The organism is Mycoplana rhizolycopersici (assembly GCF_013378445.1).
Taxonomy (GTDB): domain Bacteria; phylum Pseudomonadota; class Alphaproteobacteria; order Rhizobiales; family Rhizobiaceae; genus Mycoplana; species Mycoplana rhizolycopersici.
Genome location: NZ_JABXYK010000006.1, coordinates 318,679 through 330,567, shown reverse-complemented (window position 1 = coordinate 330,567; position 11,889 = coordinate 318,679). Strand labels below are relative to the sequence as shown.

12 protein-coding genes are annotated in these 11,889 nt (G+C 62.8%); all 12 read right to left on the bottom strand.

The features are described from left to right. Window positions 1-139: 139 nt before the first annotated feature. Complete coding sequence (locus HV823_RS12660) at window positions 140-775, bottom strand: hypothetical protein (protein ID WP_176950071.1); 636 nt, start codon at window positions 773-775, stop codon at window positions 140-142. A gap of 559 nt (window positions 776-1,334) precedes the next feature. Further along, complete coding sequence (locus HV823_RS12655) at window positions 1,335-2,342, bottom strand: phage late control D family protein (RefSeq protein WP_176950070.1); 1,008 nt, start codon at window positions 2,340-2,342, stop codon at window positions 1,335-1,337. 3 nt (window positions 2,343-2,345) lie between these two features. Beyond that, on the bottom strand, window positions 2,346-2,567 hold the full coding sequence (locus HV823_RS12650) for a tail protein X (protein ID WP_176950069.1): 222 nt from the start codon (window positions 2,565-2,567) through the stop codon (window positions 2,346-2,348). Between the two features lie 7 nt (window positions 2,568-2,574). Further along, window positions 2,575-3,012: a phage tail protein gene (locus HV823_RS12645; RefSeq protein ID WP_176950068.1), complete on the bottom strand. Its 438-nt coding sequence runs from the start codon at window positions 3,010-3,012 to the stop codon at window positions 2,575-2,577. A gap of 3 nt (window positions 3,013-3,015) precedes the next feature. Continuing rightward, window positions 3,016-6,006 carry a phage tail tape measure protein gene (locus tag HV823_RS12640; RefSeq protein WP_176950067.1) on the bottom strand — a complete coding sequence of 997 codons (2,991 nt, stop codon included), beginning with the start codon at window positions 6,004-6,006 and terminating at the stop codon, window positions 3,016-3,018. Window positions 6,007-6,022: 16 nt separating this feature from the next. Continuing rightward, window positions 6,023-6,382, bottom strand: coding sequence for a phage tail assembly protein (locus HV823_RS12635; RefSeq protein WP_176950066.1), 360 nt, complete (start codon window positions 6,380-6,382; stop codon window positions 6,023-6,025). 3 nt (window positions 6,383-6,385) lie between these two features. Next, window positions 6,386-6,895 (bottom strand): phage major tail tube protein, encoded by a 510-nt coding sequence (locus tag HV823_RS12630; RefSeq protein WP_176950065.1) that lies wholly within the window; start codon window positions 6,893-6,895, stop codon window positions 6,386-6,388. 26 nt (window positions 6,896-6,921) lie between these two features. Beyond that, entirely contained in the window at window positions 6,922-8,154 is a 1,233-nt protein-coding gene (locus HV823_RS12625; protein WP_176950064.1) for a phage tail sheath protein, read from the bottom strand. 75 nt (window positions 8,155-8,229) lie between these two features. Next, the gene (locus HV823_RS12620; RefSeq protein ID WP_176950063.1) at window positions 8,230-8,646 is read right to left on the bottom strand and encodes a hypothetical protein; all 417 of its coding nucleotides are present in this window, start codon (window positions 8,644-8,646) and stop codon (window positions 8,230-8,232) included. A 1-nt stretch (window position 8,647) separates the two neighbouring features. Next, window positions 8,648-9,715, bottom strand: a complete 1,068-nt coding sequence (locus tag HV823_RS12615) for a hypothetical protein (RefSeq protein WP_176950062.1) — start codon at window positions 9,713-9,715, stop codon at window positions 8,648-8,650. After that, a complete protein-coding gene (locus tag HV823_RS12610) occupies window positions 9,715-11,670 on the bottom strand; it encodes a phage head spike fiber domain-containing protein (protein WP_176950061.1) in 1,956 nt (651 codons plus the stop codon). Before HV823_RS12610 ends, HV823_RS12615 begins: the two co-directional genes overlap by 1 nt. Continuing rightward, a complete protein-coding gene (locus tag HV823_RS12605) occupies window positions 11,671-11,853 on the bottom strand; it encodes a hypothetical protein (protein WP_176950060.1) in 183 nt (60 codons plus the stop codon). Window positions 11,854-11,889 lie beyond the last annotated feature (36 nt).

The window sequence follows — 11,889 nt, the reverse complement described above, 5'->3', positions numbered from 1 at the left end:
GTGATGGCATAGAGCGCGAGGTAGCCGTACCAGGGCGTCCCTTCCGGCATGAACGGTAGACCGATGGTGCCGGTTGCAGCGCCGCCGGCTGCGGCTGCGATGGCTTTCGAGATCTTCTGCATGTGGTGTCCTTTTCTACTTAGGCGGCTGCGAGAATGGCCGCGTGGAATTTCTTCGCGTAACCGGCGATATCGTCGGCGCGATCGAGCCCGTTGATGATTCGTCTGGCGTTCGTCCAGTCGGTGGTGGTTTCGTTGAAGCAGTCGGCGAGCTTCACTCCGGTGAAGCGGCCATTGATCATGCCGTCGAACATGATCCGGGTGGCCACGGCGTCGAGCAGCGCATCGCCAGGCGAGTTCTCCATGCCATAGGTCCGATAGTTCGCCCGACCGGTGATCTGCACCAACCCACGCCCCCGATAACGCCAGCCGTCGCCGGACGCCTCGTTGCCGTTGCCGATGCGATTGGCATAGGCGCGGTTTGCGATCCGCTCCGGCTGGCGGGCATAGGCATTGGCCTGCGCCACGGTGAAGTATTTCGGGAACGTCCTGCGGAGCCCTGCCGCCGAATAGTTCAGGTTCTCGGTGACCGGCGCCATCGTCTCGCCGGTTTCGAGAAACGCTGTCGCCAGCATGTAGGCCAGCCAGCGGGCGTCGCTGAGCCCGTCCGCCTGCCACTTGTTCAGGATGGTCTCCATCCCCTTGACTTGACCCTGTGTCAGCCGGCCGCCAAACAGCGACGAGCGCACAGACGCATAGAATGCGCTGCGGTTCATGATGCTTCCTTTCAGATTGAACGATTTTTGCGCGGGGCCTTGGCAACCCAAGGTCGCAATGCAACAATGCTCGCCTGCCCCTCGGCGGGCCGGGCGCGACTGCTAAATTCCCCAAGAATGAAGTCGGGCGAGCTTCCCCGTTCGTCGCCTGCCTGTTCAGGCCGCCCGTCAGTCGCCATAGCTCAAATGAGCAGGGATCACGCGACTATGGAATCGTGATACATCCTCTTCGCCCACCTTGCCGGGCGCGGGCGCGGCTGCCTATTTTCCCAATAGACTCCGGACGAACGTTAAGTTCGCCGCTTGAGCAATCAAGCCGCCCGGAGTGGACCATTGTGACAGGCGTATCCATCATCAGGGCACCCCTGCCTACCGCCGGCGTTTGCGGCAACTATCCTTTTTTTGTATCGACCGGATACGGACGCACAGGTATGCCATAACGACTTGATTTGGCATCATTTACTCGCCCTCATCGGGTCGGGCGTGACAGCCCCTCACCTTAATGTCAGGCGATCTGTTTTGCGTTCGCCGCCTCCCCGGGCCGCCCGTTAAACCCTCTCTAGCGCTGATCCTTGCCGGCACTTCCTGTCGGCTGCCGCAGCTCGAGCGACGTGGTCGCGCCACCGGTCCGGTCGGTCTTGTGGCTGACAGTGACAATCCGATAGCTCCCGTCCACGCCGGGCCGCGTTCCACTCAGGATCAGCATCGCCTCAGCCTGGGCCGACGGCGTCAGATCGAGTACGACCGTGCCCTCGCCGCCCTCGCGCTCGGCCTCGCGCTTGCGGGCCTCGGCAATGTCCTTCGCCTGCGTCTTGTCACCGGCCGTCGAGCGAATGACGTTGGTCGCATCGGGCAGGTCGCGATCCGTTTCGAATTCGATCTCCTCCTGCTCGAACTTTGCTTTTTCACGGTCGAAGTATTGCACCTTCGCCTTGGTGAAGCTCCGGCGTCCCGTGAACGGCGCAATGTCCCAGGAGATCAGGTTGCCCCCGGGACCGGAGAACGCGACGACGGCGGCAAGTGGACTGCTGCCCCGCTTCATCAGGATCGCCTGTGTCCCGCGAAGCTTGAAGGTACCGCCCACCTCCCGTGCGATCCGCTGGCCAAGCGCGAGGAAGCTCTCCCCCTCCGATGCCCAGTAGCTGCGCTCGATCTTCCCGAGGTCCGGATCGATCGTGATGGAATAGCCGGCCGCCTTCGCCGCCTCCGACAGGAAATCCTCGAGCGTGGCGTCGTCCTTGTGGAACGACTGCCCCTCCTTGACCTTGCCGCGGCTGTCGAAGCCCTTGGCACCCACGACAAGAAGCGAGCCGCCTCCCCTCGTCCCGGTCGAGCGAACCGTATCGACGATACCGAGAAACACTGTCGCGCCCTGAAGCGCAACGGAGACCGCAGCCCCCTCCCTCGGCAGGCGAACCTGTCCACCCCTGTCGTCGAGGGTCAGCGAACACGTGTCGCTCGCCGTTCCTTCCTTGTCCGTTACATCGACACTGATCAGGAACGGCTTCATCGCCGCCGACATGTCCTGACCATCGACGGTCACTTTCCAGTCCACAGACCACGGCATGATTTATCCGAACAAGGTAACGACCTTCACCGCCGGCGTCGCCTGCACGGGAAGATCTGGAATGGTGACGATGGCGCCTTGTGGCAGCAGCATTCCGACTGCCGCAAGGCCGGGATTGATCGCGTAGGTTTCCTCGAGAAGCCCGCGCCCACGCACGCCATGGACGCGCCAGAGCAAGGCGTCGAGGGTGACAGCCTCCCGCTCAACGGTGATTGTTCTTGGCATGGTTTCCTCAGTGCAGCGCGTTGAACAGCGACAGAAGTCCCTGGATGATCTGCTGGCCCGCGCCGGCGTCGGGTTCGGTCTTGATCATCGTGATCGAGTGTTTCACGACGAAGGGCACGCCGGTGCGCGTCAGCTCGGAATGGCTCTCGGTGATGCTGGTGATCGCAAACCAGCCATATCGATAGCCATCGCCCCGCATCAACGGAAACCGTGCGCCGGCACGCCGCATCTGGTGTGCGATTTCCAGTTCGTCGAGCCCGCCGATGCGAACCGGCAGGATCTGTCCGGAGAGTGTGATTTCGTCCTCACCCTCTCCGGTGAACTCCTTTGGCGGCAACGCGCCAATCACCGGCTTGGAGACGATCGAGGCCGTCGCCTGCCGTTCCATGGTGTCGATCGAAAACGGGCGCGTGTCGATCGAAAGCGTCCCGAGCATGTAGAGCATCGTTCATCCTACCGAATATTCCGTATCCGCGTGTACGCCGGCAAGCGCCGCCTTCACCCGCTGGCCGATGGCATTGGCCGCCTGGTCACCGATCTCCTGCGGCGAAGCGTTGGTGGTGGCATGCACGACAACGCTCATATTGATCTGCGGCGCAGGCGGCGGGTTCATAACCTGCACCTGCTGGACGCCTGATGGCTGAGAGATCACCGTGGGCGTGCCCAGCAGGGAGACTTCCTGCGGCCCGCTCTCGGCGGCCTCCTGTCGTTCAGGACTGCCGTCGGAGGAGGCAACCGGTGCCGCCGGTCGCGAAGAGCTCTCGTCACGCGTAGGCGGCGCGTCCCTGCCAGGCCAGTATCCCCGATCGAGCATCAGCTCATGCCCGTCCCCTTCCCGAGCCCGGGACACAGGCGCGACGATCGTCGGAAAGTTGGTGACCTGAACGTCCTGGACGGAAGGCGTGCGCGATACATCGCCCAGGCCATCCCGGCGCTCGACCTCGCCGTCGAACGCATCCCTCGCCTCCGTCTTCGGCAAAGTACCGTCGTCGCTTGAAGGCGGCACGTCTCCCGGCCAGTACCCCCGGTCGATCATCAGCTCACGGTCACCGCCCTCCGCCTGCCGCGAAGCGGGCGCACCGGCAGACGGAATGCTATTGACCTGAACATCCTGGACGGAAGGCGTGGGCGAGACCTTGTCTGCGCCCTCGAGGCGTTCGACTTTGCCGTCGAACGAACCCGCCGCCCCTGCCATTGGCACGGCAACAGCCTCGCGCGACGGAGGCGCGTTCCTGCCCGGCCAGTATCCCCGATCAGGCGGCAGGTCGCGGTCGAGACGCTCGGCACGCTGATATAGAGGCGCGGTGTCCTCATGCCGCTGTAAAAGCTGTTTTCGCCAGCGGCCGGCATCGTAGAACCACGCCGGATCAGGGCCATCGTCGCGCGCGCCGGGCATTTCCGTTGGCGCCCCCGAAACAGGCAGGTTCGTCACCTGTACCAGCTGGACATCGCTCGGCTGACTGATGACAGTCGGGGCACCACGCAGAGATACATCCTGCGGGCCGCGCACCTGAGATAACGACGATTTATCAACCACATCACTCGGCGGGGCGATACCGAGTGCGGTGACCGACGGTAGCCCGCTACCTTCTCTGACCGCGGACGTATCCGAAGACCGGCCGAGCGCACCGCCGGTCACCTCGAATCCGATTTGCTCCCGCAGCGTTCCACCCCCGGCCGCCTTGCCGAGCCAGAATTCCGGATCGAACAACCATTCGAAGCCACTGCGTCCCCGTGCCTCGCGCGCGATGTCCGCCTTGATCGCGCGGGCTGCCAGTGCCTCCACATCGCTAAGACTACCCTCCTGGTCGGGCCGCAGGCCTGCATCGGTTTCCCGTTCATAGGAACCCGGCGACGCATAGCCCTCCCCGAAGCCGAGTGGCGCTTGACGATCAGGCTTTGACTGCGGAACGGCCATATCACCTTTCTGCCGAGGCGCAGAAACATCCAACGTCTCTTCTGCCGCTTGCTGATAGGCACCTCGACCTGGGAACCGCGCGGTGATGTTCCCTCCACGAACACGACCAAGGTCGCGGTCGATCTCGTCAAGGACGCTCTTAATTTGACCGTGCCCGAGCTTGATCAGCGCCTGCCCGAAATATTCGTTTGCCGTCGCCCATGACGCATCCGGATTAACCTCCTGGTATCTTCGAATATACTCCGCCTGCGTCTGCTCATAATGAGCGTTGTCGCGGAACGATTTCAACGCGTTCACCTGTGCAGACGCATCGTCGATTGCCGTTGTGACGGTCTCGAGCACTGGATTTGCGACCGACGCGACCCCGGTCCCGATCTGGTTGGTGAACTTGCCCCACAGGTTGGACATCTTCTGGATCTTCGAGGCCGAATCCTCGAAGATCTGGCTCACATCCTTCAGCGCAGTGCCATCGACATTGCCCAGTTCCTTGAACAGTTTCTCGAGCTCCGGTCGCTGGGTGATCAGCGCGCGCATCCCCTTCTGCAATTCGGAATCTGTGAAGATCATCGGCAGCTTGGCGAGATCACCCTTCGTCGCCTTCGCCGCCATCTCGACGAACACGTCAATGACGTCCTTGCCACTGGCCTTCGCCAGATCAAGTTCCTTGCGAATATCGATGCCGAACTTCTTGAACTTGTTCGATGTCTCCTCGGAGTACATCTTGTTCAAAACGTTGCCGAGATAGGTCGCGGCCTCGCCGCTCGATCCGGCCTGGTTGCGCATCACCTGCAGGATAGCAACGATCTTCTGGAGCCCTTCGGTCCCCTCGTATCCAAGGGCCGCGAAGGCAGGCAGCAGTGAAGGAAGATACTGCGACATGTCGCGCAGCTCGAACTTCCCAGCCTTGCCGCCGGCCACCAGGATATCGAATGCGCGCTGCATTTCGGCGGCGCCGATCTGCATGGAACCGGCCATGGAATCCGCTGAAAGCGCGACATCGCTGATGGCTGCACCAGATGCCTGCGCCGTTACCGCGACCGATGGCAGAAAGCCAAGGGCGTCCTCGAGAGATCTTCCGGACGCAACCAGCGTTTCAAGACCTTCCGTAGCGTCGGCGAAACTCATTCGCGTGTCGGAAGCGACCTTTTGTAGTGTCGCCATTGTCGGGCGGATCGCCTCAGCTCCTTTGTCGGCATTGAGCACGATGCGGTTGATCCGCCGCTCAACGTCCGCATAGTTCTTGTAGGCCTTGCCCGCGGCCAGGCTTGCAACAGCCAGCGCCGTTCCACCGCGCGCCGCCCACATCGCGACCCTCTGGCGACGTTCCTCGATGCTCGTCTCTCGTTCGATCATGACGCGCTCGAGCGCACGATCGCGGCGGGAAAGCTGGGCGCCACGGTCTGCAAGCGCGAGATCTCGTTCGGCGCGCTGCAGCCGGTTCATATTGCCGATGATCGCCTTTGTCTTCGCGCCGGTCTTGTCGGTGATATCGACGACGAGCGAGGCCGAAAGCTTTCCCATGTCCGTAATTTCCTCTCTATGGTGTACGCATGAATTCCGGCAGCATCTCCGAGAACATCAGATGCAGCCGTTCGCTATCCGGCCAATGCAGCGCCTTCACGACGGCAGGATGCAGGTCGGTCAGCCTGCAAAAAAGCTGCCGCGGTGACGCAATCTCTCCGCTTCCCCAGTCGTCGATATCGCCCTGCGTCGGCAGCCGCATGGTCACGCGCCGCAACCATCGGCCATCAACCTTGAGCGGCACCAGCAGCCGGTATGAAAGGGAGGCGCCCTGGCCCGCCAAGATCACAGGGATACCGTCGTCCGACACGGCAGGCTCTTCCTCGGCGGGCATGCCCGGCCCGCCGATCAACTCATCAATCTCGCGATCGTCCATCTGCTACGCTCCGAGCACCTGCCTGACTTCGGCAAAGAGATCTTCGCCCCTTCGCCGCATGATCCGTTCCTCGAAATCGATGTACCAAAGCTCCTCGCCATCGAGCTGAAGCTCGAAATGCGTCACTTCGCGGATGATATGGTTGCAGCCTTGGAATTCGGTCGGCGCGCTCTGATCAGGCTCCCAGTCCGATACGGCGCCCTCGATGATCGCGCGCCCGCCATAGTGCTTTCCGCTTTTGTCGCGATAGGCGCCGGCAAAGACCCAGCGATCAGCCTTGCCGAAGCCGCTGAAAATGTCGATGTCCACCCCCCTCACCGCGAACGCCGGTTCCAGGGCTTGAATGCGCGGAAGATTGAAATCCACCGCCATGACGCCGCCGCCCGGGTTGTGGGTTGCGCTTGCGAACTTGATCGGCGGGATCGTTAGCTTGTCGATCGTGGTAACGCGTGAAGAGCCGGCGACCTCCGCACGGCGCACGTCGACGGCGGTGAGCATGAGTAGCTTCTGCATGAGGCTGTCCTTTCCTGGGAGGTCGATCAGGCGGCGCTATTGAGGCGCGAGATGATTTCGTTGACGAGGCCCTCGACCGCCGGGCGATAGCGCCGGATTTCGTGGTCTGCCCGCTTGAAGGCGGGCGCCGGCTCGATGCCGATGTCGATCTTGAGGGTGCCGAGGCGGATATTCTCCGGGCTGTTCTGGCTGGCCTTGAACATCTGGCTTTGCGGGGTGTAGCCGAGAATGTCGTTCGCCGCCTTGTGGTCGCGCAGCATGAAGGCAATGGAGTTTATCCAGGCCTCGACCAGGTCCGCGGTGATCTTCTTGCCGAGAAACTGGCGGGTGATCTGCATGATCTTGACCGTCAGGTAGTCGCAGCCGCGTACCTGGTGGATCTGCTTCCACAATTCGCCGGTCGTGGCGTTGTCCGTCCCGATGAAGGTAAAGCCGCCATCAGCAACCGCACCGTCCACGTTCACCTCCCCGGGCACGACGATGGAGACCTCGCCGTCCAGCAGTTGCTGGCCTTCGGTCGAGCCGTCGAGCAGCGAGAACGGAATTCGCCGGGACAGACCGGCAAGGCCGAGGATCGACCGGTTTGCGATGGGATTGAACGGCTTGCTGAGGTTCTCGTTGTCGACCCGAACGAACAGCCCGGCCACGCGTGCGGCCATCGAGCGCGTGACGAGGTTCGTCCCCTCATAGACCCGGGCCATGACGCCGATCGGCATCAGCCGTTCAGAGCTCATGGTTTCGCGTGCGTCGATCGCATTGTCGCGCGAAGTGTCGTCGACATCGACCGGCGAAATTGCCAGCAGCTTGCCGCAGGCGGTTTCGAGTGCGGCAATGACGGGATTGGTCGTTTCGAGATCAGGGCGCCAGGCGGTTCGCCCCGCAACGATGATGCGCGGCGTGGCGTTGACGGCCGAGGGGATGCTTTCGACGCCCTTGAGCACTTCGACGATGGCGGCAGCCGTGTCCAGGACGGTCTCGCCTTCCTGGACGCGAACGACCGTGACGTCAGCGCCGGAGTTGAGGCCGCTCAACTGCGCGTTGATCCCTTTCACCATGTCGGCAAGCAGGCCGGTGCCAAGTGCTGCCATTGCCTGCGGGTCCGAGGACGAGATACGAACAGGCGTATCGATCGGATACTCGGTGGCCGAGGCATCGGCCGAGCTCTCGATCACGAGAACCTTGGAAAAGTCCGCGCCGAGCACCGGAACCGGCTCGTCATCAGGGCGGAAAAACTGCATGCCGAAAATCGGTGCGCTCATGAAAGTGCTCCTTCAAATGGCCCTTTGGCCGTTGCTATGTGTGGGATGGCCCGATGAGCCGGAATGCATTCGGCGCTAGAGCGCCGACGCCCATATCCAGAGGGCGTCAACCTGTTCGGCCGGAAGCTCGAAGGCGCCGGCAAGATCGGTCACCAGCGGGTGGTCGCGCTCGATGGTGCCGGCCGCCCGCCATTCGATCATGAGCGCGGCGTGCTCGACCGGGTCGGCGATGGGGTCGCAGATCTCCGAGATTTCCGCCTCGACCATCGCCTCGGTGATGCCGATCGATAGTAGCCCGAGCAGCATCTGCCGGCGGGTGATCGATGGCGGCGCCACCGGCGCGGGCTGGTAGGGCGGAATGGTGTTTCCCTCCGCTTCCCATTCCGCGATCATCTGCCGATGGCGGTTGCCAGGGTCGTCGGGGACGAAGAGTGCGATGCCCTCGATGACGATTTTGATCGACCCTGTTTCGTCTCTGCCGATAACGTCCATTTCAGAGCTCCGCATCAAAGTGATATTCCCCGCCCCACGCGCGGTAATCTCCGGTCGCCGTAACAGTGAGCCGCAGAGCCGCCATATCAAGGTTGGGTAATCCCCAAACAGGCGCGGAACAATTGAGGAAAGCCGGGGTCACCACGATCGTCGTCGTGGGCGACGCCCGCATCGTGACCGGGAATGGAAGCACTCCGCCATCCCTGAGTGATCCCGCGGTGCCATAGCGGATAGCATGCCCCCCCTGCCAGTCGTACGAGCGAAAGAAATAGCGCTGGCAGAGCGCCAATTCCTGCCCGACGTGGCGGGGAGTGAAAGGGTCTCTTTCTGCCGAGGCATCATCTCCGACGAGTGACACATGCGCTATATCGAAGACCATGTTGCCTTGCGCGGCAGCCATCGCCCAATCCAGCGACAGGAAGTCGTCGCCGTTTGGTCCGAGCACCTTCCCTATAATCGACGGCAAGTCGATCACGTATTGGTATTTGGTCCACGCAGCGTTCAACGCAAAGGTCTGCTGGAAAGCGGTTACTTCGGCGCTTGATGCACCACCGCTACCGAATACCTGCCCGACGGTGAGCGCAATCTGCTTGCCCGCCGTGCCCCGCGCAAAGAAGGTGAGCGTGGCCTTGAGCCCGGCCAAAGTCCGGACGCTTTCGACGCGATGTTGTAGCGAGGCGATGTTCGCTCCGGTCGCCGTCCGCTCTGCGCGAAAGAAATAACGCGGGTTGCCCGGGACTTCGATCTGCCCGAGCGTGAAGGCGTTCTGTGACCACGTAATCGAGGTACCTGTAAAATTTCCGGTGTGCCTCCATCGATCGGCCGCCATGCTCCCGGCGCCGGCGCCGGAGGTCACCCGGCTAGGTCCGCGCTGCCAGATGTCGAAGTCACCGTTGATGACCTTGTTTCGAAAGCCGGCGAGGACGCCAGCACCGATGTTCGCGCGGGCCTGCCCCTTCTCCGCATCGCTCAGGGCACCGGCGCGTTTGCCGAGCGCCGCTTCGAGATTGCGGATGTGCCCCGGCCCCATCAGGCCGCGGCGCATCGCATGTGCAAGATGGCTTGTCATCAGGCGGTCATCCTCTTGAGGTCGGCATCGCCCAGGGCGACGGGGAACACGACGAGACGCCGAACGCTCCCGTGCAGGACGTGATCGGGATCGCCGTTGAAGCGGTTGCCGACGACGATCGACGTGTGATGCCGCCAGGAGGTCAGCGGATCGACACGCGCGTCGCGGCCATTGACGGCGTAGGCAGCGCGGGAATTGCCGAACGCGAACGCCGCCTTCATCACCTGCCCGGGCACGACGACATCCAGTGCGTTGCCCGCGCCGAAGTCGATGCCCCAGCCCGCGCTTGCGAGGACCGCAACACGATTGCCGATGTGGCCAAGGGAGAGAAACTCCGTCGAACCGGCCAGCGACACGACGGTGTGCGACCGCGGTGGCAAGATCCTTGGAAGGATATACTCGACGAAGACGGTCGCCTCGGTCGTGCTCTGTGCGACGGCGACGAGGTCACTGGTGGGGACTACCATCTGGTCAATCTGGCGGCCCGCCGACGTGTAGATCGGAAGCCGCTCGACACCGGGAGTGATCTGCACGCCCCACAGATAGAAGCCCCCGACGACCGGGTTGCCGACAAACTCGTCGGTCGCATCTTCCTCGTGAATGCGGAATATGGTGGCGCCGCCACTGAGGGCCGGCGGACCCGAGACCTCGATGCGGTACCAACCGCCCGCATGGCGGGTGATGCTCCATGAGGCCCCGCTTTGCATGATGCCGCCCATGAACTCGTAGATCGCGCCCTCGCCGCGCAGATCGAGTTCGAGCACCATGGCTTCGCCTGTCAGCTTGTCCTCGACCGACAGGAGATAGAGGTATGGCGCCGAGTTCGGCAGACGCATGAAGAACGACATTGCGTAGACGCCCGCCCCGACAAGATTGATCTCCTTGCTGATCCGGTGCTTTCCGGCGACAGCCTGGTGCGTCACGGCGCTCGCCGCCAGCGAGCCGTCAGGTGCCACGACCGTTCCGCTCGTCGCCATCGTGACGCCGGTCAGGTCCCAAGGTCCGGCGAAGGCGTTGGCCGTCGTCGGCCACATACCGAGCCCGAGGGCTGCACCTGTGACGGGATGGAAATCGATCGCAGGCTCGGTCGCACCGAGCGCCACCAGCGAGCCGTTCGGCGCTCGACGGAAGCCCCCGGAATTGTTGACGACCGTCTCGCGGGTAAACCCGCTGAACCCGTCCGCCTGGGTGAAGTCCAGATCGATGGTCGGCGTCGCGGCTACGCGGCCGAGCACGTCTGACACCAGCCCCGAAAGAGCGGCAGCCGCCGCCTCCGCGCGTTCGGCCTGGCCCTTGGCCTCCGTCGCCTTGGTGGTTGCCATCCCGGCGGACACAGCAGCGTTGGTTGCTTGAAGGCTAGCCGAGGCCGCCCGCTCGGTCGCAATGGCGGCCTGTGCGGTCGCATCATTCTTCGCGGCAATGGTCGCCGCCCTTGCCGCCTGAACGTCCGCACGCAGTTCTTCCAGCCCGTCGTTGGTCGCGTAGGGACCGATGATCCAGCTATTGTGCGTCCCCTCACCCGTGCTGTCCTCGACGAGCACCGACAGTTCGCCAGCTTCGCGGTCATACGATGACAGCCGTCCGATCATGACGGCGTCGAACGAGCCGCCCTCCACCATGATCAGGAGGAAGCGGCTCGGCGCGAAGTTCGGTCGGTGCTGCTCGGGTACCACGAACCGCTTCACACCAAGCCCGAACGTTTCGATCGAGGCGGAGGTCGTAGAGAAGATCGTGCCAAGATGCGCGATTTCCTTAATCCGCTCGTAGATCGGCAGAAGAGCATCGTCGATGCGCTCAAGACCGACGGCCACCAGCGCGTTCACCTGTGCCTGCCAGTCCGGAGAGAAAAGGCGAAGGGTCTCAATCGCATCCGTCAGGATTTTCATCCTGCGGTTAAGCTCCTCCTGGCTCAGTTTGGTCGTGCCGGTAAAGGCGACGTCGGCATAGAGTGACATTCAGATGGCCTCGTAGCTGTCCAGATTGTCCTTGATCGCCTCGACGACCGATCCGACGGCACGGTGTTTGACACCGGCGCGCGGGATGTATTTCCGGCCCTCATGCTCGAATGAGCGCGAGAACGTGATCTTGTACATGCGGTCAGGCTCGATCGCCGCCGCAGCTGTTGGCCGCTTCGCCATTGAAGTTCCTCACGGGTTAGGGATGCCCGGCCGTTA

Excerpts from the sequence above, each read along its gene's own strand:
- HV823_RS12660 (WP_176950071.1), bottom strand. The coding sequence starts at position 775 with ATGAACCGCAGCGCATTCTATGCGTCTGTGCGCTCGTCGCTGTTTGGC.
- HV823_RS12630 (WP_176950065.1), bottom strand. The coding sequence starts at position 6,895 with ATGCAGAAGCTACTCATGCTCACCGCCGTCGACGTGCGCCGTGCGGAG.
- HV823_RS12635 (WP_176950066.1), bottom strand. The coding sequence starts at position 6,382 with ATGGACGATCGCGAGATTGATGAGTTGATCGGCGGGCCGGGCATGCCC.
- HV823_RS12610 (WP_176950061.1), bottom strand. The coding sequence starts at position 11,670 with ATGTCACTCTATGCCGACGTCGCCTTTACCGGCACGACCAAACTGAGC.
- HV823_RS12625 (WP_176950064.1), bottom strand. The coding sequence starts at position 8,154 with ATGAGCGCACCGATTTTCGGCATGCAGTTTTTCCGCCCTGATGACGAG.
- HV823_RS12605 (WP_176950060.1), bottom strand. The coding sequence starts at position 11,853 with ATGGCGAAGCGGCCAACAGCTGCGGCGGCGATCGAGCCTGACCGCATG.
- HV823_RS12645 (WP_176950068.1), bottom strand. The coding sequence starts at position 3,012 with ATGCTCTACATGCTCGGGACGCTTTCGATCGACACGCGCCCGTTTTCG.
- HV823_RS12620 (WP_176950063.1), bottom strand. The coding sequence starts at position 8,646 with ATGGACGTTATCGGCAGAGACGAAACAGGGTCGATCAAAATCGTCATC.
- HV823_RS12640 (WP_176950067.1), bottom strand. The coding sequence starts at position 6,006 with ATGGGAAAGCTTTCGGCCTCGCTCGTCGTCGATATCACCGACAAGACC.
- HV823_RS12650 (WP_176950069.1), bottom strand. The coding sequence starts at position 2,567 with ATGCCAAGAACAATCACCGTTGAGCGGGAGGCTGTCACCCTCGACGCC.
- HV823_RS12615 (WP_176950062.1), bottom strand. The coding sequence starts at position 9,715 with ATGACAAGCCATCTTGCACATGCGATGCGCCGCGGCCTGATGGGGCCG.
- HV823_RS12655 (WP_176950070.1), bottom strand. The coding sequence starts at position 2,342 with ATGCCGTGGTCTGTGGACTGGAAAGTGACCGTCGATGGTCAGGACATG.